Source organism: Microbulbifer agarilyticus (assembly GCF_019800665.1).
GTDB classification, from domain to species: domain Bacteria; phylum Pseudomonadota; class Gammaproteobacteria; order Pseudomonadales; family Cellvibrionaceae; genus Microbulbifer; species Microbulbifer agarilyticus_C.
Genome location: NZ_JAHVKO010000003.1, coordinates 534,616 through 558,253 on the forward strand (window position 1 = coordinate 534,616; position 23,638 = coordinate 558,253).

Sequence of the window (23,638 nt, forward strand, 5' to 3'; positions counted from 1 at the left end):
CTCCGCATGAATAAGTTGCTGCTAGAGGCTTGTCACCTCTAAGTATCTGTTGGTAGGGAGAATATCTCTCTGCACTGCAGACAGTGCCCACTTCCCACTTTCGACCCAGGCGCCCACTTTTCCAGGCTTGCTCCAACTGGGACGCAAGCTGACAGTCATTTCTGGCAATGTCATTCTCGAGTAGTCCCAAGCTCAAACAAAACAATAACGAGTGGACCAACGCGATGATACGTTCCCCCCTCTTGTCGACAGTGGCTTCACTGTTGATTTGCTCGGCTGTGGCCGGGCAAGCCCATGCTCAGTCTCTAATCCATGTCGAGGCTGAAGACTATGACGCATATTACGATTCCGATCCTGGTGACAACGGCGGCGCAGGCAATGGTGACGACGTTGACATTGAAACAACGACCGACGATGGCGGCGGCCGCAATATTGCCTGGACCGAAACTGGTGAGTGGCTGGAGTACACCCTCAGACCCAAACCCGGCTTTTACTCGGTATTTGCCCGCGTAGCTTCCAATACTGGTGGAGGTGCATTCAGCCTGTCTCTGGATGGCGTTTCCATTGGCTCCGATACAGTGCCGTCCACCGGCGGCTGGCAGACCTTTGAAACCCGCTATGTCGGTTCTATTGATCTATCCAGCCGGGGGCGCAAGACATTCCGCATGGATGTCGATGCCGGCAATTTCAATGTGAACTGGTTTGAACTGGTTCCCGATGCCGACAGTGATGGCGACGGTATACCGGACCTTGTTGATCAGTGCGCGGCTACGCCTGCGGGTACCACGGTCGATGCGGTCGGCTGCCCTGTGACCACTGGTGGCGGCGACAGCGACAACGATGGCGTGAGCGACGCTCTCGACCAGTGCCCGGGTACTCCCGCCGGCACCACGGTTGATGCGAACGGTTGCCCAGTGTCGAGTGGCGAATACGGTTTGACGGAAACCGGTGTGGACAGTGTCCAGTTGTTCGTAAACAGCTCCTCGTGGGCCGATGCACACTACAGCGTAAACGGCGGCGGCCAGCAAAATGTGCGCATGACGCAAGCGAACAATCGTAATACCTACACCGTCACCGGCCTCGCGAACGGCGACGAGATCACCTACTACTTCACCTATTGGGATGACGCACTGCCCGGAGCGAAATCCACCTCGCCGGTTACCCATGTGTTCGGTGGTGGTGACCCGAGTGCGGACAGTGATGGCGATGGTGTCGTTAACGGTCAGGACCAGTGCCCGGCCACACCGCCCGGTGCAACCGTCGACGCAAACGGTTGCGAAGTAATTGTCGACAGTGATGGCGATGGTGTTGCCGATGGCAGCGACCTGTGCCCCGGCACCCCGGCTGGCACGCAAGTGGATGCGAATGGCTGTGAACTTGCGGCGGGCGACGCCGATGGTGATGGTGTTGAAGATGCGCAGGACTTGTGTCCCGGCACCGCGGCAGGCACACCGGTAGACGCTACAGGTTGCCCGTTACCCAGTGGACAGGTTGAGGTGTCCTTCGCAAATACCATGTTGGTGGGCGGTGCCGATAGTGCCCAGCCTGGCTACACCCTGTACGTGTTTGACAGTGACCTGAATGTGCCCGGCACCAGCCAGTGTAACGATGGCTGTGCCACTAACTGGCCACCGGTTCTGGTAACCGATGGCTTTGCTACCGGTGTGGTAAACCTGAGCACCATTCAACGTGCGGATGGTAGCTACCAGGCTGCCTATGAAGGCCGCCCGCTGTATTTCTACGCCGGTGACAATGTCGCTGGTGATACCAATGGCGATGGTGCCGGCGGTGTGTGGTGGACGGTGCCCTACGGCGTGCTCGGCGCGGTAACCCGGCTCTTCGATAATGCCACGGTGCTCGAGCCCGATACCCAGTATGAAACGGCTACCGCATTGGTTACGCGCTTCTCCGATCGTCCGCGTACGCGTCATGCCCGGGAAGATGAGTTCCAATCCTACGATCACTTCATCAAGTTCTACTTTGAGCACCGCTCCAGCAGCATTGAGATCATCGACGAAGTTGCCAAAGGCGGTGACACCGTAACGATGAATGTGCGCACTGTGTTCCCCCTCGATCCAAACCAGGCGGAAAACCGCTGGTGGTACACCGGCTTCACCACCGTTGCTTCCTATGCAAGTAACGTGATGATGGATTACCTGGGTACCGATGGCGAGTTCTACTACTACCGTAAGACCAGCAATTTCAACAATCGTCTGGGACGCGAAATACAGGTAGGCGACCGCATGGAATTTGAGATCAGCCAGTTCAGTGATCCGAGTATTCCGCGCGGTCAGACAAACTATTACGGCACCACATTCCTGTACGTTGTAGGCGAAGGCATCGTGCCCTGGTTTGCGGAGGCTCCCGGCGTCAGTCAGTTCCGCGAAGACAGTGCCAAGATTCCGGAGGAATACTGGTTGGGCGGCAAAACCAGTATGCACTATCAATACACCAACGAGCCGAACGACCATTTCATGCAGATGGCCACCAACCTTGGCTATGACAATGCGCAGAAGTTCCTCGAGGGGCGCCGCGTACACCACTCTTCCTTTATCGACGGTATGCACGATGAAGATCCGGAGAACGGGGTACTCGAATCCAACGTGGGGCTGACCGGAACACGCTACATCAACGAGCGCTGCTCCGACTGTCACGAGCGCAATGGCGGTGCACCGGTTGCTACGGATGGTGAACTGCTGGACCGCTGGGTATTTAAGATTGGTGACGCCACTGGTGCGCCTACCGCCGACCGCGGCGGCGTATTGCAGCCGAACGGATCGGGTGGTGAAGGCGACGTGTCGATTGCTTCCTGGACCGAAACACCAGAGGGCCTGCGCACGCCAAATTATCAGTTCACCGGTGGTACTCCGGAAACCTTCTCCGCGCGTATTGCTCCGCGTCTGGTAGGTCTCGGTCTGTTGGAGGCAATTCCTGAAGCGTCGATTCTTGCCCTTGAGGATGCCAATGATGCAGATGGCGATGGTATTTCCGGTCGCGCCAACCGCGTACTCGACCCGGAAAATCCGAGCCTGACACGCATTGGCCGGTTCGGCTGGAAAGCAACGGCGGCCAGCGTGCGTCACCAGGCGGCAGCAGCCCTGAATACCGACATGGGGGTACGCACCAGCGTAATGCCAGATCCGGATTGCGGTTCCGCACAGGCCAACTGCGGCCAGAATAGTCCGCTGATGCCGGAAGAAAATCTGGACAAGCTGGTTACCTACCTGTCCACCCTGGGTGTGCGCCCGCAGCGGGTTTGGAAAGCCGGTGTGGAAGACACCACCGTACTGCAGGGGCGCGATGTGTTCCGCCGCATTGGCTGTACCGGCTGTCATACCGAGTCATTCCAGACCAGCGAATTCCACCCGCTCGCCGAAGTGCGCAACCAGACCATCCACCCATACAGCGACATGTTGCTGCACGATATGGGGCCGGGTCTGGCCGATAGCCTCGGCGATGGTCAGGCGTCTGGCAGCGAATGGCGTACCACTCCGCTGTGGGGGCTTGGACTGGCCGCGTGTGTTACCGGCGGTGTAACCAACCCAACCGGCGCCGAGGGCGATGAAATCTGTACGCCACATCATGCCTATCTGCACGATGGTCGCGCGCGCACCGTGGATGAAGCAATTCGCTGGCACGGCGGTGAATCGCAAGACTCCAATGATGCCTATCAGGCCCTGAGCGATACCGATCGTCAGGCGCTGCTCCACTTCCTCAATAGTTTGTAATCCAGGCTAGATGTTGAGAGAGCCCGAAGCCCTCTGCGGCTTCGGGGTTTTCAAAAACCAAAAAAATATCCAGGAAGAGATAACAATGCATAAAACCAAAATAATGCGTCGTACCTTTAAAACCCTCGTGCTCAGTTCCGCAATCGGTGCCATATCCAGTGGCGCTTATGCGCAACAGTGTCAAACGCCGATTTTTGAAGATAATTTTGATCAGGCCAGCCTCGACACCAACGCCTGGGACATCATGATCGGTGATGGCTGTAGCTACGGGATTTGTGGCTGGGGTAACAGTGAGCTGCAAAGCTATCAGGCCGAAAATATCACCCTGAACAATGGTGTTATGACCATTGAAGCGCGCAAGGAGCGTATTCGCGGCTCGCAATACACCTCTGCGCGTATCCGCACTGCGAATATGCCGGGCTCTGGTGAATGGGCATTTGGGCGCTTTGAAGCGCGCATGAAATTCCCCGATGGCCAGGGCATGTGGCCGGCCTTCTGGATGTTGCCTACCGACCCGGTAAACGGGTGGCCCATGAGTGGTGAGATCGACATTTTTGAATCCGTCGGCCAAAGCGCAAATTTCGCCTACGGCACCATCCACTACGGGCAGCCGTGGCCGGATAATTCCCATCAGGGCAACGGCATTATGATGCAGCCCGGTAAGTGGTCGGACGATTACCACACCTATGCCATTGAATGGGAATCCCACGAAATACGCTGGTATGTGGATAACCTTCTGTACTCGGTAAAAACCCCGGCGGATGTCTCTCCGGAAGACTGGCCGTTTGATGGCCGGAACAAGTTCCACTTTCTGCTGAACCTCGCCGTCGGTGGTTCCTGGGGCGGTGAGGTGGATGATTCCGTAATGCCGCAGCAGCTGAATGTCGACTATGTACGCGTTTATCCGGGCAGCCAGCCGGCACTGAGCGGCAATCACTTGCCGCTGCCGGGCAGTACCGAAACCTATAGCGTACTGAATGGATCCGGCAGCCCAACCTGGTCGGTGACCGGCGGTACCATTTCTGGTTCCGGTTCCAGTATTCAGGTGACCTGGGATGAGGCGAGTGCGGCAACTACGCAGACACTTACCGTTAATAGCGGTGGTTGTGAGGTTTCCACCGGCATCTACGTCGGTAAAAATCTGAGCACCGAAACCGTACTGGAAGACTACGACGGCAACAGCCAGATGTCCGTAAGCTCTGCCAGCGGTACTTATAGTGCGGATAACGGTGTGCTCACTTACACCCGCGACGCGGGGTCTCAGTGGGATGTACTTGCTCACGCGACTTCGGCCATCCCCGATGCCGGTCCCTTTACCCTGGGCGACAAAGCCTTCCAGCTGGATGTGAATAACACCGATACCGCAATGGTCGGCAAAGAGATTCTTATTCAGCTGGAAAATAGTAACGTTGCTACCCCGAGTAACTATCCTAGCGGCCGTCACAGTGGCTATCGCGCCTATATTGAGCACGCCAATGGCTGGCAGACCCTACGCCTGCAAATGGCAGACCGTATCGATGGCGCCACCACGGACGCTGATGTAAATGCATTATTGGTGATGGTGGACCCGGGCAACTTTACCAGCGACACCTATGTGTTGGATAACATTGTGATCCTTGGGGAGGGCGGTACGACTCCTCCGGGTAACAACGCGCCGGTCGCAGTATTCTCTGAAAGTTGCACCGATCTCGCGTGTACGTTTGACGCCTCCGCAAGTAGCGACAGTGACGGCAGTATTGCCGGCTACAGCTGGGACTTCGGCGACGGCAATAGCGATATTGGTGTAACCGCAAGCAACAGCTATGCGGCGGCCGGTAGCTACACCGTAACCCTCACCGTCACCGATGATCAGGGCGCGAGCGATACCGCGAGCAAGGTTGTCAGTGTGAGTGATGGTTCGTCCGGTGGCGAAGCGACCAGTCTGGTGGTGAGTTCCGTGGTAACCGGAACCCAGGATGCCGGCCGCGGTGCAAAATCCGGTACCGCGACAGTGACCGTGCTCGACGACTTGGGCAATCCGGTTTCTGGTGCGACCGTTACCGGTGACTTTAGTGGCACCTGGAGCGAATCCGCTTCTGCTGTTACCGATGCGAACGGTGTGGCGACACTGGTGACATCAGGCACCGCAAAAGGTGGTGTTACCGTTAACTTCTGTGTCAGTGATGTAAGCGGTACTCTGGCATTTGATCCCGCATCAAGTGTTAACGTCTGTCAGTAACAGACACAGAGTTCTACTAAAAAACCCGGCCTTGGCCGGGTTTTTTAGTTTTTGAATTTCGCCTCTAGGGAGCATCGTGAGCCGATCGAGCCTGAACTAGAATTACTGAATATTCCCCAGTAATTAAAGGTCTCATAGTGAATCTTCTGAATCAATCTGGCGCGGGAAAGTTGTACGAGAAAAACGACTTTCTGATTCCGGTTCTCTCTGGCGACGCCCATGACATGGGAGTGCAATATGGCGCCCTGATGATCGACGCCATGCAAAAAACCTGGGACGTGCTGGTAAAGCCCCAGCTGGATTCCGGAATGCTCACGCAAGAGGAAATGCAGCGCTGGGCACGCCGGGCCTATATCTCCTGTTCAACACGTAACCGCCAGTGGTACGACGGCGTTGCGCAAGGTTCATCCTGGCCGACAGAGAATGTCTGTATGCTCGATCAGGTGATGGAATATGGCATCTTCCAGTCCAAGTGCCATTCCTTCGCCGGTTGCACCTCGATCCTGTCCTGGGGCAAGCACTCCGCCAATGGGAATATGGTTATCGGGCGCAACATGGACTGGAGCGAAACCTTCAATGAGTTTCCACAGGTGTTGACCGTACGCAAACCCACCGACGGCTCTTATCGCTTTGCCGCGTTCGGCTGGCCCGGCATGTATTGCCCGTTTACCGTGATTAACGAACATGGCGTATATCTGGATGTGCACGATGGCACGAGTATGGGCGGATCTGTGGTTTATGTGGAGCGGCCTTCAATCCTCAACGAGTTGACGGACATAATGAGTGAGGCGCACACACTGTCTAGTCTTATCACGCGGCTAAACGGCATCCTGACCAGCACCTCCATGATCCTGTCGATCGGCGATGAGCACCGCGGCGCGTCTATGGAGTGCTCTTCTCTCGGTGGCAACCGTCTGCGCTCACCCGACGATCATTCGCTGGTGGTGGTGAATTCCTTTATGGGGGAGCACTGGGGGCTGGGTAAGCGCGAGACGGTGAGTAATTCCCTGCGCCGTTTTGCGAATATGACCGAACGCCTGAAAGAGAATGCCGGCGCGGTAGACGCGGACAAGGTGCGCGAACTCATGGACCTGCGCCTGTTCAATGACGATGGCACTTTCGCGAACAATGGCGGATCAACCAAGCCCATCAAGCAGGATGCGGATTTAACCACCCACCAAATGGTCACCGATGTTGCCCAGCGCACCCTGTGGCTGAAGGTGCCAGTGCCCGATTACTTCAGCGATTGGACCGCCATCGACCTGAAGCAACTATGGAATTGAGCGTTTCAGGTCGGAGCGATGACTGTGTTTAGATAGGGTTACTCCCCGGGCAATTCGATCACTGCCTCGTAGGGATTTTGCTCCCGCTCCGGCACGGTTTCGGCACTGGGAATCATTGGGAAATTCGGCGTGAAGGTGACCAGAGCCTGGCCGAGCTGATACAGCAGTTGTACATTGCCATCCGCCTTGGCCGTGCCATCTTCAATCGCCGCTTTCAGCGTCTTCTTGCCCATCATGACCTGCTCGAGGTCGGAGCGATTGATACGCAAGGTCAGGTCTGGGTCATCAACTTCGAAGCCCTCGATGTTGGTCAGCGTGCCGTCGGACAATTCAATCGCATACTTCTCATCGTTATCCGGTGTTATCAGGGTCATGCGGAAGCCGAGATCTTCCACTTTTCCTGGGTCAAGACGCACGCCAAGAAAATCCAGAAACTGCCCGGTAGTCATCGCACGAATAACGTCGGGGCTGCTGGTGCTGGGCGGAGCACCCTTGGGCAAACCGTTGCGCAGTTCATAAGCGCCCTGCAAAAAGCTGTTGCGCAGGCCGGGGTTCTCCTGCTGGTAACCAATTTGCTCCCATACATCGGCCAGTAGTAGTCGCGCATCGCGATTGTTGGGTTCTGCCTGTACCAGCTTGTCGAGAATTTCCTGTGCAAGGAAGTAGTCGCCCGCGTCGTGCAGCTTTTGACCCTCGCGCAGAATTTTGTCCGAGCCGCCCATCATCTTCACATAGAGTGGAGCGGAGTCTGCGGGCGACAGTGGAATCAGGGTGGCGGGGTTGCCGTCCCAGTAACCCAGGTAGCGATTAATCACTGCGCGGCTGTTGTGCTCTGGTGAACCGTGATAGCCGCGGTTGTACCACTGCTTGGCGATTCCCTCGGGAGTTTCAAACACATTGTGAATTTGGTTAATGGTAACGCCCTGGTTTGCGTGGAACAGCGAGTAGTTGTTCATGTTGGCGTAGAGGTCGCGTTGCCCACGCAGCACTTCCTGTACGCGCTCATTACCCCAGCGTGGCCAGTGGTGAGAGGCCATCATCACATCGGCATTGCGCCCATAGCGGTACAGCGCGCGGTTGATATGTTGCGACCATACGTGCGGGTCGCGCACCAGCGCGCCGCGCAGGGTGTACACATTGTGGAAAACACCGGTGACGTCTTCCCCGGTCCAGTAGACTTTGTCCTTGGGGAACCAGATATGCGCTTGCGAGGGCGCTTCGCCGCCCGGCGTGTTCATGAACTCCATTTCCACGCCGTCCACCGTCAGCGTTTCAAAGTCGTCTTCGATGATCGTGGTGGGTTGGATCAGGCCGGTCGCGCCATTGGCGACGTTCATATTAAGGCCCTGGCCGGCGTGGCCAAACGGGCTGGCGGGGAGTTGGGTGCCGTACTGATACTGCACCCGTCGGTTCATGGCGTTGCCGGCGAAAACATTTTCCGACACCGCGTGTTCCATAAAGCCACGTGGTGCAATGATCTTCACCTTGCCGGCTTCCACGTCTTTCTCATCGACGATACCGCGCACGCCGCCCCAGTGGTCAACGTGGGAGTGGGAATACACCACCGCGACGATCGGGCGTTCTCCCAGCTCCGCATCCACCAGTGCCTTTGCTGCGGCCGCCACCTCCGGTGCCGTTAGCGGGTCCAATACGATCCAGCCAGTCTTACCGCGCACGAAGGTGATATTGGCAAGGTCGAAGCCGCGCACCTGGTAGAAACCGGGAATCACCTCGAACAGTCCGACCTTCATATTCAATCGGGATACCCGCTGTAGCGATGGATGGATGCTCGGGAAATCCTTGTCACTGCGGAAGAAGTCGTAGCGGTCGAGGTCCCACACCACATTGCCTTCCGGGCCAGTTACCTTCCAGTTGTCCGGCTTGGCGATAAACCCTTTATTGGCTTCGTCAAAGTCGCGCTTGTCGTCGAACGGCAGGTTGGCGCTGTCTTCGGCAATCACCTTGAGCGTGTGTTCTGACGGCGGCTTGCCCAGCGGGTCGAAGTGTTTCGGTGCGTCGTCTGCGGCGTGTAGCGGGTAAGTCGCCGAGAGGCCGAGAATTAAGAACAGGACAAAAAGCGGGCATCGGATATTGTGTGAATTATGCACAGGCGGCTCTTCCGGTAGCTTGCGGTACGTGGGGGGTTCAATTGTGACTGGAGTATAGACACCGTCCCCCGTATTCCGGCGCCAGGCAGGTTTCCGCAGGCGTTTTTGACAAACCGCATGGCAGCACCGTGCGCGCAATGGCTTGATAGATGTAATCGTGTCCGCCATCCAATCGGAGCAGACGGTCCCGGTGATATACCTAACCTGACAAATTATGTGTAAGTGAGCTGTGTTATGAGTGAGTCTGAGATCAAGTGGGATATGGCCGCGGAACTGTCGATGGACTTTGTCCCGGCGTTTGTACGCGGCACTGTAAAGAAGAAAGTGGAGGCCGCCGCGCGTGAACGGGGCATCGCAGAGATCACCGTCGATTTCATTGAGGAAATCCGCAAAGAAAAAGGCCGCTAAGTCACGGTTTTGGCCGCCCACTGCCTCTGCTTCCTTTATCCTAAGGGTGTCAATGTTGGCCTGAACTGGAAGCAATGCACACGGATAAGGATTCTGAAACGCTGTTTATCGGCTGGGATGTAGGCGGCTGGAACTGCGACAACAACGCTAACAGCCGCGACGCGCTGGTTGTTCTGGACCGCAGACGCAATGTCCTCGGTCATCCCTGGCGCGGTAACCTGCGAGCCATAATCAACGACGCCGGTTCCACCCAAGCGTGGTGCCGCGCGTTACTCGATTGCTGTGACGCGCAGCCGGCCGGCGACTTGCCTCCGGTCGTACTGGCAATCGATACCCCGCTTGGCTTCTCCCAAGCCTTCCAACAGCTGGTCACTGGTGGCCCCGCAGCCGGCGCAATAAATGAATCGGCCACAAACCCCTACCTGTTTCGCTATACGGAACAATTCCTCTTTCGACACGGCCTGCGCCCACTGTCTCCCGTCAAAGATATGATCGGCAGCCAAGCCACCAAAGGCATGCATGTACTCGCCCGCTTTGCCCCTGAGACCACCACTGCCGGCGTTTGGCAGGGTGGCTCTGCACTCACTGCGTTTGAAGCCTATCCATCCGCGTGCAAACCATCGCCATTGGTGCGCAAGCTACTAAGGGGTTACCGGAGCAGACCTACGGAGCCCGCTGTGGATGAGTGGCACATGGACGGCTATGAATTTGGTATCGACCATGAAGACAAGCGCGATGCGCTGTTGTGTGCACTCGTCGCCTGGTTGTTCCATTGCGAGCCGGATGCACTGTGCTTCCCGGATGCGGATACCCCCGCCGGCGAGGGCTGGATATTTGCGCCGCGGGATGGGCTCAAGTACCTCACAAGCTGAGTGCGGGCTCGGCGGATATACCCCACCTATTGAGGAAAGACACCGTATTCATCCTTGGCTGCGGCAGAGTGTCTAACTTTGGGGGAGTCTTATTCCGATTCATTCGATCCTCACTTTATGTTTTCACTGGGCACCCAATGACCTATCGGCATCAAATGCGTAGCGGATGGTACGTGTTGGCAATCGTGCTTCTTTTGGCCGGGATTGGCTCGCCCTCTATAACCAACGCAAACCCGCTCCCACGTTACGAAGTGTTTGGTGCCGGCCCTGAGGACCATTGGCTGTTTGGTGTAGAAATGTATCTATGGGGGGCGAGTGTCGGCGGAGAAACCGCATCCGGTGACGATATTGATATCGGCTTTGATGAACTGGTTGAAGATCTCAAGTTTGGCTTGATGGGGACCGTCGCTGCATCCCGTGCCCAGTGGACACTTTTTTCAGACGTTATTTATCTGGATGTCGAGGAGGATATTCGCCAAACGGTCGTGTTGGATGACATGTCACTGCGGGCGGCGGCGAGTATCGACCTGAAAGGATTTGTTTCCACCACCGGCGGCGCCGTGCGAGTTTTCGAAAACAATCACTCCCGCCTCAACGTTATGGCGGGGGCTCGTTATCTTTGGCTCGATGGCACAATCGATGTCGATCTCGAGTCATTCCCACGCGTCAAGATTACGGATACCGGTAAGTTCTGGGACGGCATTGTCGGACTTCGTGGTAAATCAGACATTTCGCCACGCTGGTACCTGACCTATGTTGCCGACATCGGCGCTGGCGATAGTGACTTCACTTGGCAGGCATTGGCGGCGCTGAACTACAAGTGCCGACGGTTCGACATTGTCGGCGGGTACCGTTACCTGGACTGGGACTTCGATAACAATCGTGTGTTTTCCGACGTCAACTTCAGCGGCGTATTTGCGGGCATCAAACTGGCGTTCTAGGTGGCGAGTAATTTCCGTCTTGGTTACAGCAAGAGTCAATAAATCACAAGATCCGATTGCAGGTATATATGAGTCAAAGTCCCGATATAAATCGTCAAATTACGCTGGCGTCCCGTCCCCATGGCGCGCCCACTCCCAACGATTTCAACTTTATTGAAGCGGCGGTGCCAACCCCAGGTGACGGAGAAATCCTGCTGCGCACCATTTACTTATCGCTCGATCCTTATATGCGCGGGCGCATGAGTGATGCGAAGTCCTATGCGGAACCTGTTGCGATTGGTGAGGTGATGGTAGGGGGCAGCATCTGCCGAGTGGAGGAATCGAAGCATCCCGGTTTTACGAAGGGCGACCTGGTGGTGGCCTTTGGCGGCTGGCAAGACTACAGCCTCTCGGATGGCGAGGGGGTAATCAAACTGGATAGTGCTATGCCCAACCCATCCTATGGTTTGGGTGTATTGGGTATGCCCGGGTTAACCGCGTATATGGGCCTGATGGATATCGGTCAGCCCAAAGCCGGAGAAACCCTCGTTGTTGCTGCAGCGACGGGCGCGGTGGGCAGCCTGGTGGGCCAGATTGGGAAAATTCAGGGCTGCAAAGTGGTAGGTATTGCCGGTAGCCAGGAGAAGTGCGACTACGCGGTGAATGAACTGGGTTTTGATGCCTGCCTGAATCACCATGCGGAGGATCTGGACGAGCAGCTTGCCAAGGCCTGTCCGGCCGGCATTGATGTGTATTATGAAAATGTTGGTGGCAAGGTGTTTGATGCGGTGCTGCCCTTAATTAACCCCAAAGCGCGTATTCCACTGTGTGGACTGATCGCCCAATACAATGCAACCGAGTTGCCTGCCGGCCCGGATCGCATGCCGATGCTGATGGGTAATCTATTGGTGAAGCGTGCCAAGATGCAGGGCTTTATCGTATTTGACGACTACGGGCACCGCTATGACGAATTTCAGCAGGCCATGGTGCCCTGGTTGATGTCGGGGAAAATCAAATACAGGGAAGACAAAGTGACGGGCCTTGAAAATGCTGTAGAAGCTTTCATTGGTTTACTGCAAGGTGAAAACTTCGGCAAGCTGGTGGTAGAGGTTGGCCCTGATCAGTTGGCTTAAAGCGCACCTCAGGTGCCAGAGGAGCGCTTAACGATGCCCGACGTCTCTGCAAGCCCCGCTCGTGTAACACTGTTCGCTACAGGCCTTGCGACGTTAGCGATTTCTGCGCTTTTCGTCGGCATGGTTCGAGACTTTCTTGTCGCGCTTTTACTTGCTGCAATCTTTAGCGCGATGGCGGCGCCCCTTCAGGCAAAAGTAAGCGCTGCCGTTGGGGGGCGACAGGGGATTGCCGCTGCCATCACCCTTATCATCTTATTGATAGGCGTGTTGGTGCCGACCCTCGCAATCGTGTTTATCGCCGCAACCCAAGCCAGCGATTTGGTCGCAGGAATTGGTGGTTTTATTCAGCGGCTGGACACGGACTGGACGACAATCCAGCTCCCCGACTGGGTTCCGTTTCGGGAAAAAATCGAAGCACTTGGTCCACAGATCGCAGCGAAGGCGGGTGAGCTTGCCAGTAGGTTGGCTTCACTCTTTTTGTCTATCGTTTCTGCGGCCACTAGAGGTACAGCACATTTCTTCCTGAACCTTTTTGTCATGGCGTATGCAATGGTGTTTTTTCTGCAGGAGAAGACGACCGTGCTGGCGCAGCTTGCCCGCTATACCGGGTTGACGATCGACGCGCAAAATCGCCTGGTCGATAGAGTGGTCTCCGTGAGCCGTGCGACCATAAAGGGGACATTGGTGATCGGGGTTGTGCAGGGTGCCTTGGGTGGCATTGCTTTTTCGGTCGTGGGCATCCAGGCGGCGGCATTTTGGGGCGTAGTGATGGCCTTCGCCTCGATTATCCCGGCCGTCGGCCCCTCCATCATATGGATTCCTGCGGTCGTCTATTTAGCATTTGCCGGCGAAACCGTTAGCGCAATCGGACTGGCGGCTTGGTGCGCTATCGTGGTTGGTTTGGCGGATAACCTGCTTCGTCCATGGTTAGTTGGTCGCGAAGCCAAACTGAGCGACCTGATGGTGCTGATCGGCACTTTTGGCGGTCTTGCCATGTTCGGCGCAGTCGGTTTGATCATTGGACCGGTCATCACCGGCGTATTTATTACCGTATGGGACATCTTTCACAAAGCGCTCGCGACCGCTCTCGCCGCTCCTGCACAGTCCTCAGTCGAGTCCAGTACAGACGGCGGACCATCGGCTGGAAAGCAGCCGGGTAGCGTTTAAATCATGAATTAACGACCAACTATCTGCTGGTCAATTCGCTCACTCTCCAAGCCATTTCGATCCACCGCGACAACCGCAATGGCTGTGATCTCATCCTGTTGCCTGAATTGATGGCTGAGGATGTCTTTGTTGAAAATCCTGTAGCGCCACTTGTTGCCCGCTTGGTAGTAAAGCAGCCAGCGTGCTGCCGCCTCATCACCGCGAGGTTGCCAGCTGACACTCAGCCCGTCGGTGTTTGACTGATAGCGCACCTCCGGTGGCAAAGGCGCTGCACTGTCCAGCCATGGCGAAGCGGGTACCAGTGCCTGGTGATAGAACACGGTATCTTTCAGCAACTGCGCGAACTTTGGATTTTCACTCACCGTTTTCACGTTCCAGAAAACCTGGCCGGTTTGCTCTTGCAGCAGTGCACGGGTAAACAGAATCTGGTTGATGATTTCGTCGGTGCCCCGATTCGTTTCCACTTTATTACTGCTTAAACCTGGCCATAGGTGGCGCTGTTGGTGGTTCTCACCCTGCCACCAGGCCAGCAGCATGGGGTAACTCTGTTGCACGCGGTTAATGTTCCAGTACAACTGCGGTGTGAAGTAATCCAGCCAACCCTCGTTCAACCAGAGGCGGGCATCGGCATAGAGCTGCTCGTGCTGGTCAAATCCGGCGATGGTCTCTGGGTATTTGGGGCGCCAGATACCGAAAGGGCTGATACCCACTTTTACATGGGGCTTGATGCGTTTTACTTCGCTGTAGATATCTTTGACAAAGCGGTTCACCGCTGCCCGGCGCCAGTCGGATACGCCAAGCTGACCACCCTGCTGCTGGTAGGCGGTGTAGCTTTCGCTGTCGGGGAAGGGCGCCCCTTCGTTGTAGGAAGGGTAGGGGTAGAAATAATCATCGTAGTGAATGCCATCGATATCGTAGCGCTGCACAATGTCTGTGATGACCGATAGCGAATGCGCGATGGTTTCTTCGCGTGTGGGTTCCATCCAGTACATGCCATTAGCCAGCTTTGCGATCAGCTCCGGCTTTGTGTTGACGATGGAATGCTCGGATACCGGGCCGCCCTGAGTGTGGTGCGCACGGTATGGGTTTACCCAGGCGTGTAGCTCAAGGCCGCGCTGGTGGGCCTGTTCTATCCAGAAGGCGAGCGGGTCATAGAGGGGCTCTGGGGCTTTGCCCTGTTCACCGGAGAGGTAGTAAGACCAGGGCTCCAACTCGCTGGTATACAGGGCATCGGCCTGCGGGCGGACCTGAAAAATCACTGCGTTCATGTTTGCCGCAGCAACCTTGTCCAGCAAAGAGATGGCCTCCTGTTGCTGCTGCTCTACCGGCAGGCCAGGCCTACTGGGCCAATCAATATTCGCCACCGTCGCAACCCAGGCCGCGCGGAATTCTCTCGCCACCGTTTCCCGTTGCGCCCTGCCGTAGTCTGGCAGCTCCTCTTGCTCCTCTTGCTCCATCGCGACCTGCTTCGGCGTTTCCTGGCCAAACCAGGCCGGGTATTGCCACAGTGCCAGCGCCATCACCGCAATGACGGCGGGGTAGACCCAGCGGTTAAGGAGCTTTGCCAGCGGGATTTTTTTCGGTAGCGTCATGATTGCCTTATGGGAGTTACATCTTGTTAGTGTTCTGGCCGACCGATGCGGCTAAGCCCTAGTATCCTAGACCCGCTGTGACGTCTCAATATGTGAGATGGGGGTGTCTAAATTGTGAGTGGGGTTGCGGGTTGGTGTCCACGGAGCCACACATCGGCGCAAACGATAGAAGGTCACTATCATTTGTGCGGGTATACCGTAACTTAGTCGTTAGATTTTGGATAAAAGCATCGTTGGTACAGGTATGGCTATGCAGTTAGCGCGCTTAAGCTCTTCATTTTTCATCGTATTGACCCTGTCTCTCCTTCAGGGCTGCGCGGATACGCCCACCGTTATTGAAGCAGATACCACAGTAGAAACCACGGTCGATATTGGCCCTGTGGTGAAAACGATGGAAGAGGTGGACGTACTGCTGGTGTCTGATCACACCTTGCCGGATCACCTCAACTTATCCAGCGGCGGGGCGAATGGCGAAGAGCGTTTATTTATTGACCCCACCCTGCAAAGCCTGAATCGCAAGCTGATTAAGCGCGGTCTTAAAACGTATATTCTCAACGTTGAAGATATGGTCGCCGGCAAAGATATTCAGAACAAAGGCACTTTTGATGCAGCGTATAACCAGTACGACCAGATATTAAAAGCCGCGGTAAAGCACGGAGTTACCATCGCTTCAATTCACTATGATGCAGATAAAATCCTTGCCGAGAATTATGGTGAAAATAAAGCCTATGCCAGCGCCGAAGAAGACGGAAAAAAGTATGGATATATTGGTGGAGTGCAATTAATTCTGGACGAACGGGCCACCAGCGATGCAACGCTCGCCTTGGCGGATCAGATTATTCACCGCGACAATATCCTGCAGCAGCTTAACGCGGTGGGGTTTCGTATCCGCCCGGGCTACGGAGATAAAGTGCGCTTCCAAAACAACCTGACATTGAATATCGCGGGCCACTCGGAAGGCGGGGCTTTCTTGCTGGAAATTGCACCGCAAGATCAGGCCGTTCGGCTCTATGGAAGCCCGCAGAAGATCGTCGAGGCGATCGAAACACCCATGGACTCCTTGGCAGATACGCTCTACGCGTTCAGAAACGAGACAAACTAACTTGAGCTGTGTGAGGTCAGGTAAGTAAAAAGGCCCGGTATCTTTCGATACCGGGCCTTTTTAATTTGGTGGAGATGGCGGGAGTCGAACCCGCGTCCGTCAGCACTCCGCCAGAGGCTCTACATGCTTAGTTCCGTCTATTGATTTAATCCACTACAGCCCAACGGGCAGGACGTAGCAGACGATTCTGAAAAAGTTTTAACCGATCTACCTCAGATAAGTGTCACGGCGATCCAGTTCTGTATAACAGCCAACAGCGCGGTACTGGAACCTTGCTGAGGGCCGCTAAGGGACGAACCCTTAGTTAGTGCTTCACAAGCTGCTTACGCAGCGAGTTGGGCACCGTAGTTGTCGTCGTTGGCAACTAATAAAATGCAGCTTTGGATTTACGTGATTCGCTACCCTCACGGCATGCACCCATGGTTTCGTCACCGGCGTCGAATCCAAGTCATCCCCGGAATCTGCCGCTACGAATATCGTAGGCGTATTAGTAATTATACCGGAAGCAGGATTGTCACAATAGGTGTGTTTGCAAAAAGATTGACCGCCGGTTCTGGGCTGTTCACGCGCTCATGGTGAACTGGCGGGCCTGACTGGGTCAGGCCTTTTCGAACAAAGCGATCGATTCCACGTGGGTGGTGTGGGGGAACATGTCCATGACCCCGGCCTTGCGCAGGACGTAGCCCTGTTGGATCAGTTCTGCGGTATCCCGCGCAAGGGTGGCGGGGTTGCAGGAGATGTACAGGATGGCTTTGGCGTTGAACTGGCCGATGTTGCGCACCACTTCCAGCGCGCCGTTGCGCGGCGGGTCCAGCAGGATGCGGTCGAAGCCGCCGCGCGCCCAGGGGCTGCGGGAGAAGTCTTCGGTCAGGTCGGCGGCCTGGAAGCGGACATTGTCGATGCCGTTGGCAGACGCATTTTCCCGCGCGCGCTCGGTGAGTGAAAACAGCCCCTCCACGCCAACCACTTCCCGCGCGCGGGTGGCCAGTGGCAGGGTGAAGTTGCCGAGGCCACAGAACAGGTCCAGCACGCGGTCTTCCTGTTGTACGTCGAGCAGTTCCAGCGCCAACGAAACCATCTGCCGGTTGATCTCGAAATTCACCTGAATGAAATCCTGCGGATGGAAGTTCAGGGTCAGGTCGAATGCGGGCAATACATAGTGCAAGCGCGCCGGGCCGGATTCGGGGCAGACCTTGTGCGTGTTGGCATCGCCCTGCTCACCCTGCAGGTAGAGGTGCAGCTGGTGTTGCTTGGCAAAGCCCAGCCAGCGCTCGCGGTCCTCTTCTGATAACGGCTGCAGGTGGCGGATGACTAATGCGGTGTGATCTTCGCCGGCGGCAATTTCGATATGCGAGATGTTGCGGCGGCCCTCGCACTGCAGGATGGTCTCGCGCAGCTGCGGAATCAGCGCAGAGGCTTCCGCAGGAAGTACCGGGCACTGCTCGACATCGGTGAGGTCGTTGGAGCCTTTCTCGCGGAAGCCCAGCACCAGGCTCGCCTTGCCGCCGCTTTTCGGTTTTACGAAACGCACACCGAGGCGTGCCTTGCGGCGGTAGCCGAGCGTGCTGCCGGTGAGTGGCGGTAACACCTGCTCGGGAGTGGCTTTGGCAAACCGGCTGAGCTGATCCAGCAGGATTTGTTGCTTGGCGTCGATCTGCGCGGCAGGAGTCATCTGTTGCAGCGCGCAGCCGCCGCAGACCTCTGCGTGGGGGCAGGGCGGTGTTTGCCGGTCTGGGGAGGCTATCAGCACCTCGGTGGCCACTGCTTCATCAAACTTGGCGCGGTTGGCGGTATAGCGGATGCGCACCGTCTCACCCGGCAGGGCGTTATCCACAAATACGGTTTTGCCCTGGTGGCGCGCAATACCGCGTACCTCGTGGCTAAACCGTTCGATCTCTACCTCGGGTGTCGCTTTCGATGGTTTCTTGCTGCCGCCCTGTGGTGGTTTACCGGCATTGCGGCGAGTGGAATTGCGGAAGATCGAAGGTGGTTTTCTGGATGGCATAAACGCGGCGTCGTTAGACGATAGGTTAGAACGATAACAGTGGGGGAAAGTTTGGGCTGCCGCGGCGGGCAGCCCAAGGGAATATCAGGAGTATTCTAGGTCAGATAATCCGGACAGGCGGTTACAGCACGGTCTGCGCGAAGGCCGCGAGGATCAGCAGCGGGCACACGATGCGCACGTACCAGGGCCAGACTTTCCAGAACAGGGTGTTCTCGATACCTTCGTGGCCTTCCTGCATTTCCATCAGCAACTGGTCGCGGCGCCAGATCCAGCCGGCAAAGATACACAGTGCCACACCCAGCAGCGGCTGACCGTATTCGGTGCTGATGGAAATCACCAGGCCGAACAGGCTGTCGAAATTAAAGATGATCACGGTACTGATCAGGAAAATAATCAGGCCCATCAACAGGGTGGCGGGCTTGCGCTTCAGGCCCAGACTCTCGATAGAGAAGGCGACCGGCACTTCCAGCATGGAGATGGAGGAGGTGAGGGACGCGATGCTCATCAGGGCAAAGAAGGCGATGGCCACAAACAGGCCGGTGGTGCCCATGCTGTCGAACAGGGCGGGCAGTACCTGCAGGATCAGGCCCGGGCCGGCAATCAGGTCGCCCGCTTCGGAGAAGATCTGGGTGCCTGCGGCCTGGGCCACATACATGGCCGGCAGGATCAGCAGGCCGGCGGTGAACGCGATACCCACGTCGATCAGGGTTACCAGCGCGCCCAGGCGCGGCAAACTTTCTTCCTTGCTCAGGTAGGAGCCGTAAATCAGCATGGTGCCCACACCCAGCGACAGGGAGAAGAACGCCTGGCCCATGGCCGACAGCAGCAGTTCCGGTGAGAGTTTGCTGAAGTCTGGGATCAGGTAGGCTTCGAGGCCCTGGAAGGCGCCGGGCTGCGCGAGCACGTACACGATCAGCATCAGCAACAACAGGATCAGTGACGGCATCAGCAGGGTGGACCAGCGCTCGATACCTTTCTCCACACCGCTGGCAATAATCAGCATGGTGAAGCCGCTGAAAATGGCGGTAAAGGTGAAGTTGCGCGCGGTGCTGTCACCGGTCATCCAGGCGGCAGCTTCCTTCGCGCCGGCGAGGGTGGCAACCGGGTCTGCCAGATGGGCAACCATCCAGCCGGCGACAATGGCGTAGAAGCTCAGGATCAGGGAGGCGACGAGAATCCCGCCGAGACCGGTGAGGGTACCGGCGGCGCGGCTGACGGGCCCCGGGGAAATTTCCCGCAACGCTTTGACCATGTTGCTGCGCGCGTAGCGGCCGATGGCGAGTTCCGCCATTAGCACCGGGTAGGCCAGCAGGAAGGCAAGTACCAGGTAGATCACCACAAACGCGGCACCACCATTGGCGGCGACGTTGGTGGGAAAGCCCCAGATATTACCGAGGCCAACGGCGGAGCCGGCGGCGGCCATCAGGAAGCCAAAGTTAGAACTGAACTGTCCTCGCGGTGCACTCATGCTAAATCTCGTCGTTATTGTTCTGTTGTTTTGGTGAGTTGCGGATTAACGGTGGTCGCTGCGCATCAGGCGCTGTTTCTGGCGGTTCCAGTCCCGTTCTCGCTCGGTCTCGCGCTTGTCGTGGCCTGCTTTACCCTTGGCCAGCGCGATCTCGCACTTGATCAGGTGCTGCTTCCAGTAGATTGCGGTGCACACACAGGCGTAGCCTTTCTGGTTGACTGCTGCCACCAGTTTGGCGATCTCGCGCTTGTTCAGCAGCAGCCGGCGGGTGCGGTCCGGTTCGGTAACGAAGTGGGTCGAGGCGCTGGGGAGCGGCTGAATGCGCGCACCCAGCAGCCACGCCTGGCCGTCTTTGAACAGCACGTAACTATCGGTGAGCTGGGCCTTGCCCTCGCGGCAGGACTTTACTTCCCAGCCCTGCAGCTCCATGCCCGCCTCAAACTTTTCCTCGATAAAGTAATCGTGCTTCGCCTTCTTGTTGAGGGCGATGGTGTTTGAGGACGGGGCCTTTTTCTTTTTGGCCATGAATACAACGTTGCCTGAGTTTAGAAGAAGCTATACCCGAAGTACTTCTCGGCCACCGTGTTGATGAATACCAGCAACAGGATCAGTGGGATAAAAGTACCGAGGGAAAAGTTCACATATTTCTGGGAGAGGGTGCCGGCAAAGCCACTGTCACCCTCCTGGAGTTCGGCATCAAAGTTGGACTTCTTCCATTTGTAGATCACAAACAGGCAGACCAGCAGGCCGTTCAGCGGCAGGATTGTAGAGTAGAAGATCAGTTCTACAAGATCAAAGAACGACTTATTTTCACCGGCGATCGATACGAACTGGGTCAGCCAGCCGGCCATGCCGAAAGACATGGCACAGGCGATAGCGAGTACCAGCTGTGCCGCGGCTACGGTGTAGATGGCTTTCTTGCGCTCCATGCCTCTTTCATCACACAGCGTGGCGACGGGCACTTCGATGATGGAAACCAGCGAGGTGATGGCGGCAACCAGTACCAGGAAGAAGAATACCGAGGCAAAGGCGCTCGCGCCGAAGTAGCCGATGTTTTCCTGCAGGGCGAAGAAGATCTTCGGCAGGAACAGGAAGATCATGCCCGCGGACGAGTCGCTCAATTCTGCCGGGTCGATCTGCGGGTTGAAGTGGAAAATCGTTGGTAGGATCAGCAGGCCCGCGGTGAACGCCACCATGGTGTCGGTGAGCGCGACGGCTTTCGCAGAACCGGGAATCGCGTCCCGCTTCTTCATGTAGGAGCCGTAGGTGATCATGATGCCCATACCCAGCGACAGCGAGAAGAAGGCCTGTGCCATCGCGTTGTTCACGACTTCCGCATTCAGCTTGGAGAGGTCTGGGGTCAGGTAGTATTTCACTCCCAACATGGCGTTTTCTTGTGAGAGAACGAAGATCACCAGGCCCACCAGCATCACGAATAGCATGGGCATCAGGGTCTTGGCTGCGCGCTCAATACCGTCTTTTACGCCCATTGCCAGGATGCCGTTAATGATCAGCATCATCACGATCAGATAAACGAACACGATCGGCGAGTTGATAAATTGGCCGAAGTATTCGCCGCTGGCCAGCTGATCCAGGTTGCCGGTCAGGGTGGCGAGCAGGTAGCCGAGGACCCACACGGTCACCACGATATAGAATACCGCGATCATGAACGGGGTGAGCAGGGCCAGCCAGCCCGGGATATGCCAGAGTCGGGAGCCGCCGGAAAGCTGGCGGTAAGCGCCCACCGGGTCCTTGTCGGTTTTGCGGCCGAGCGCCAGCTCCGCCATCATCACCGGCAGGCAAATCAGGAAAACGAAAAACGCGTACACCAACAGAAAGGCACCACCGCCACTTTTGGTTGCGGCCACGGGGAAGGCCACCAGGTTGCCAATACCGACGGCGGAGCCGGCGGCGGCCAGAATAAAACCGATTCGGGAGCCAAAATGTTCTCTAGCTGCGGACATAGATTTCTCGCTTGCCTGTTATTCTTGTCATCTGAGTGATTGCCGTGGCCGCGCTGGGCGCCCCTGAGCCGTACATAAAAAGTACAGGTCCCGCAGGGGCTGGTCTGGGCAAAAAACGGTCGAGTCTGCAGAGCAGATAAAGAACGAATTGTTGCAGGATTTATCCGCCTTGAGTAGCTTCGCGGGCGAAATTTGCCTTCTGTATCGCGAGATAGGTAAGAATCCGGTCTCTATGGCGCAAGCCGTGAGTGATGAAAAAGATACCCGATGACAAAAATTGAACGCAGTGCACTGGTGATGTTCAGTGCGGAACAGATGTTTGACCTGGTCAACGACGTGGCCAGTTACCCGCAGTTTTTGCCGGGATGCCGCGGTGCGGAGGTGCTGCACCAGGATGAAGAAACCCTGGAGGCGCGGCTCGATCTGTCGCGCGCGGGGATCAGCCAGAGCTTTACTACCCGCAATGGTTTACAGCGCCCCACACAGATGACACTGGAGTTGGTGGACGGGCCGTTTAGCGCCTTCAACGGTTGCTGGACCTTTACCCCGCTCGCAGAGGATGCCTGCAAAGTGGCTTTTACCCTGTCGTTTGATGTAGAAAGCCGCCTGTTGGGCGCCGCGGCGGGCAAGCTGTTCGGCGGTATTGCCAATCAGATGGTGGACGCCATGTGTGAACGGGCCAAGAAGATTTACGGAGAGAATGCATGAGCACCCAGAAAACGATTGCGGTGGAGGTGGTGTATGCGTTGCCCCACGAACAGCGTCTTATGAGTTTGCTGGTGGAGCCCGGTACTACTGCCCTGCAGGCGCTGGAGCAGTCCGGCATCCCGCGCGAGTACCCGGAAGTAGACCCGGCCACCGCCAAGCTGGGCATTTTTGGTCAGGCGCTGGGCACTAAAGGACTGGCGGTAGCCGCGGAATACGTATTACAGCCGGGAGATCGGGTGGAGGTTTACCGGCCGCTGATCGCGGACCCGAAAGAGGCGCGCAAGCAGCGGGCGGCAAAGGCGAAGCGTCAGGCCGAGGGCGGCTGACGTCGCTTCGCGGGGGCTGGTGAGGGCTTAAGGCCAGCCGACCGGCTGCCAGTCGCCGCTGGTGGCAATCAACAGGTCGCCATTGAAGTAGACGGTAAAGCGCTTCTGGCTTTCTTCGCCTTTGGGGCTGCGAATGCGGTTGATGTAGTCCCAGCGGTTGGGGTTGAAGGTGTCTTCAACCAGCGGGGTGCCCAGGACAAAGCGCACCTGGCGGCGGGTCATGCCCGGCTTCAGCTGGTCGACCATTTCCTGGGTAATGATATTGCCCTGCTGAACCTGAATCCGGTGTACCCCGGGGAATTTGAACAGGCTACAACCGGTAATCAGGCTAACCAGCCCGGCGATCAGCAGAATGCGTACAACTGATGGCATTGAATGCTCCATCTGAATTTTTATGGTTCCGTAATGGGGCCCATTGCTAGGCCTCTGGTGGATTCAGCGCCCTGCGCTGCCGCCCGACGGTATGATGCCGCCCTGACAGAGAATAGTCGCCTTTCCGGCGATTAAGTTCCCGGCCCTGTCGGCCCAAGCCGCATACTGGGTGCCAGCACCACGGATCATGAATCCGGGTGTCGGGGTTTCGCTGCCCACCTTGGGCGTGGATAATACCCGAACTATTCGCCCGTCGACAGGCGG

Annotated in this window: 18 protein-coding genes and 1 other RNA gene; 11 read left to right on the forward strand and 8 right to left on the reverse strand. The window is 56.8% G+C overall.

Annotated features, from left to right (window positions below; all coding sequences use genetic code 11):
• Positions 1-224 precede the first annotated feature (224 nt).
• The 3 genes from KUV22_RS17490 to KUV22_RS08000 all read left to right on the forward strand — a co-directional run bounded on the left by KUV22_RS17490 (position 225) and on the right by KUV22_RS08000 (position 7,229).
• Positions 225-3,728 carry a di-heme oxidoredictase family protein gene (locus KUV22_RS17490; RefSeq protein ID WP_315857519.1) on the forward strand — a complete coding sequence of 1,168 codons (3,504 nt, stop codon included), beginning with the start codon at positions 225-227 and terminating at the stop codon, positions 3,726-3,728.
• Between the two features lie 85 nt (positions 3,729-3,813).
• Entirely contained in the window at positions 3,814-5,946 is a 2,133-nt protein-coding gene (locus KUV22_RS07995; protein WP_222229984.1) for a family 16 glycosylhydrolase, read from the forward strand.
• A gap of 137 nt (positions 5,947-6,083) precedes the next feature.
• Positions 6,084-7,229, forward strand: coding sequence for a C45 family autoproteolytic acyltransferase/hydolase (locus KUV22_RS08000; RefSeq protein WP_222229986.1), 1,146 nt, complete (start codon positions 6,084-6,086; stop codon positions 7,227-7,229).
• Positions 7,230-7,267: 38 nt separating this feature from the next.
• On the opposite strand, the gene KUV22_RS08005 is transcribed toward KUV22_RS08000, so the two are convergent.
• Entirely contained in the window at positions 7,268-9,337 is a 2,070-nt protein-coding gene (locus KUV22_RS08005) for an alkyl/aryl-sulfatase (RefSeq protein WP_222229988.1), read from the reverse strand.
• A gap of 234 nt (positions 9,338-9,571) precedes the next feature.
• Between KUV22_RS08005 and KUV22_RS08010 the strand changes: the two genes are divergently transcribed.
• The 5 genes from KUV22_RS08010 (at position 9,572) to KUV22_RS08030 (ending at position 13,837) form a co-directional block, all read left to right on the forward strand.
• Entirely contained in the window at positions 9,572-9,745 is a 174-nt protein-coding gene (locus tag KUV22_RS08010) for a hypothetical protein (protein WP_222229990.1), read from the forward strand.
• 74 nt (positions 9,746-9,819) lie between these two features.
• The gene (locus tag KUV22_RS08015; RefSeq protein WP_261319266.1) at positions 9,820-10,617 is read left to right on the forward strand and encodes a hypothetical protein; all 798 of its coding nucleotides are present in this window, start codon (positions 9,820-9,822) and stop codon (positions 10,615-10,617) included.
• 137 nt (positions 10,618-10,754) lie between these two features.
• Positions 10,755-11,558 (forward strand): hypothetical protein, encoded by an 804-nt coding sequence (locus KUV22_RS08020; protein ID WP_222229992.1) that lies wholly within the window; start codon positions 10,755-10,757, stop codon positions 11,556-11,558.
• 68 nt (positions 11,559-11,626) lie between these two features.
• The gene (locus KUV22_RS08025; protein ID WP_222229994.1) at positions 11,627-12,670 is read left to right on the forward strand and encodes an NADP-dependent oxidoreductase; all 1,044 of its coding nucleotides are present in this window, start codon (positions 11,627-11,629) and stop codon (positions 12,668-12,670) included.
• 33 nt (positions 12,671-12,703) lie between these two features.
• A complete protein-coding gene (locus KUV22_RS08030; protein WP_222229996.1) occupies positions 12,704-13,837 on the forward strand; it encodes an AI-2E family transporter in 1,134 nt (377 codons plus the stop codon).
• An 8-nt stretch (positions 13,838-13,845) separates the two neighbouring features.
• On the opposite strand, the gene KUV22_RS08035 is transcribed toward KUV22_RS08030, so the two are convergent.
• Positions 13,846-15,429, reverse strand: coding sequence for a glycoside hydrolase family 10 protein (locus tag KUV22_RS08035; protein WP_222229998.1), 1,584 nt, complete (start codon positions 15,427-15,429; stop codon positions 13,846-13,848).
• Between the two features lie 244 nt (positions 15,430-15,673).
• Between KUV22_RS08035 and KUV22_RS08040 the strand changes: the two genes are divergently transcribed.
• Positions 15,674-16,531 carry a hypothetical protein gene (locus tag KUV22_RS08040; protein WP_222230000.1) on the forward strand — a complete coding sequence of 286 codons (858 nt, stop codon included), beginning with the start codon at positions 15,674-15,676 and terminating at the stop codon, positions 16,529-16,531.
• Between the two features lie 66 nt (positions 16,532-16,597).
• Here KUV22_RS08040 and ssrA read toward each other — a convergent pair.
• The 5 genes from ssrA to KUV22_RS08065 form a co-directional block, all read right to left on the reverse strand.
• Positions 16,598-16,987: a transfer-messenger RNA gene (ssrA, locus tag KUV22_RS08045) on the reverse strand.
• A gap of 142 nt (positions 16,988-17,129) precedes the next feature.
• On the reverse strand, positions 17,130-18,536 hold the full coding sequence (gene rlmD, locus KUV22_RS08050; RefSeq protein WP_222230002.1) for a 23S rRNA (uracil(1939)-C(5))-methyltransferase RlmD: 1,407 nt from the start codon (positions 18,534-18,536) through the stop codon (positions 17,130-17,132).
• A gap of 121 nt (positions 18,537-18,657) precedes the next feature.
• A complete protein-coding gene (locus KUV22_RS08055) occupies positions 18,658-20,004 on the reverse strand; it encodes a sodium-dependent transporter (RefSeq protein ID WP_222230004.1) in 1,347 nt (448 codons plus the stop codon).
• 45 nt (positions 20,005-20,049) lie between these two features.
• Positions 20,050-20,529, reverse strand: coding sequence for an SsrA-binding protein SmpB (smpB, locus tag KUV22_RS08060; RefSeq protein WP_077400871.1), 480 nt, complete (start codon positions 20,527-20,529; stop codon positions 20,050-20,052).
• A 20-nt stretch (positions 20,530-20,549) separates the two neighbouring features.
• A complete protein-coding gene (locus KUV22_RS08065) occupies positions 20,550-21,968 on the reverse strand; it encodes a sodium-dependent transporter (protein WP_222230006.1) in 1,419 nt (472 codons plus the stop codon).
• Between the two features lie 267 nt (positions 21,969-22,235).
• On the opposite strand from KUV22_RS08065, the gene KUV22_RS08070 reads away from it, so the two are divergent.
• The gene (locus tag KUV22_RS08070; protein ID WP_222230008.1) at positions 22,236-22,676 is read left to right on the forward strand and encodes a type II toxin-antitoxin system RatA family toxin; all 441 of its coding nucleotides are present in this window, start codon (positions 22,236-22,238) and stop codon (positions 22,674-22,676) included.
• A complete protein-coding gene (locus KUV22_RS08075) occupies positions 22,673-23,002 on the forward strand; it encodes an RnfH family protein (RefSeq protein WP_222230010.1) in 330 nt (109 codons plus the stop codon). The genes KUV22_RS08070 and KUV22_RS08075 overlap by 4 nt, the downstream gene beginning before the upstream one ends.
• Positions 23,003-23,029: 27 nt before the next feature.
• On the opposite strand, the gene KUV22_RS08080 is transcribed toward KUV22_RS08075, so the two are convergent.
• Positions 23,030-23,374: an outer membrane protein assembly factor BamE gene (locus tag KUV22_RS08080; protein ID WP_222230012.1), complete on the reverse strand. Its 345-nt coding sequence runs from the start codon at positions 23,372-23,374 to the stop codon at positions 23,030-23,032.
• Positions 23,375-23,638 lie beyond the last annotated feature (264 nt).

What these genes read in the sequence shown, in the direction of transcription:
- smpB (WP_077400871.1), bottom strand. Translation starts at nt 20,529, where the DNA reads ATGGCCAAAAAGAAAAAGGCCCCGTCCTCAAACACCATCGCCCTCAAC.
- KUV22_RS07995 (WP_222229984.1), top strand. Translation starts at nt 3,814, where the DNA reads ATGCATAAAACCAAAATAATGCGTCGTACCTTTAAAACCCTCGTGCTC.
- KUV22_RS08080 (WP_222230012.1), bottom strand. Translation starts at nt 23,374, where the DNA reads ATGCCATCAGTTGTACGCATTCTGCTGATCGCCGGGCTGGTTAGCCTG.
- rlmD (WP_222230002.1), bottom strand. Translation starts at nt 18,536, where the DNA reads ATGCCATCCAGAAAACCACCTTCGATCTTCCGCAATTCCACTCGCCGC.
- KUV22_RS08075 (WP_222230010.1), top strand. Translation starts at nt 22,673, where the DNA reads ATGAGCACCCAGAAAACGATTGCGGTGGAGGTGGTGTATGCGTTGCCC.
- KUV22_RS08040 (WP_222230000.1), top strand. Translation starts at nt 15,674, where the DNA reads ATGGCTATGCAGTTAGCGCGCTTAAGCTCTTCATTTTTCATCGTATTG.
- KUV22_RS08010 (WP_222229990.1), top strand. Translation starts at nt 9,572, where the DNA reads ATGAGTGAGTCTGAGATCAAGTGGGATATGGCCGCGGAACTGTCGATG.
- KUV22_RS08030 (WP_222229996.1), top strand. Translation starts at nt 12,704, where the DNA reads ATGCCCGACGTCTCTGCAAGCCCCGCTCGTGTAACACTGTTCGCTACA.
- KUV22_RS17490 (WP_315857519.1), top strand. Translation starts at nt 225, where the DNA reads ATGATACGTTCCCCCCTCTTGTCGACAGTGGCTTCACTGTTGATTTGC.
- KUV22_RS08015 (WP_261319266.1), top strand. Translation starts at nt 9,820, where the DNA reads ATGCACACGGATAAGGATTCTGAAACGCTGTTTATCGGCTGGGATGTA.
- KUV22_RS08055 (WP_222230004.1), bottom strand. Translation starts at nt 20,004, where the DNA reads ATGAGTGCACCGCGAGGACAGTTCAGTTCTAACTTTGGCTTCCTGATG.
- KUV22_RS08035 (WP_222229998.1), bottom strand. Translation starts at nt 15,429, where the DNA reads ATGACGCTACCGAAAAAAATCCCGCTGGCAAAGCTCCTTAACCGCTGG.
- KUV22_RS08070 (WP_222230008.1), top strand. Translation starts at nt 22,236, where the DNA reads ATGACAAAAATTGAACGCAGTGCACTGGTGATGTTCAGTGCGGAACAG.
- KUV22_RS08020 (WP_222229992.1), top strand. Translation starts at nt 10,755, where the DNA reads ATGACCTATCGGCATCAAATGCGTAGCGGATGGTACGTGTTGGCAATC.
- KUV22_RS08065 (WP_222230006.1), bottom strand. Translation starts at nt 21,968, where the DNA reads ATGTCCGCAGCTAGAGAACATTTTGGCTCCCGAATCGGTTTTATTCTG.
- KUV22_RS08025 (WP_222229994.1), top strand. Translation starts at nt 11,627, where the DNA reads ATGAGTCAAAGTCCCGATATAAATCGTCAAATTACGCTGGCGTCCCGT.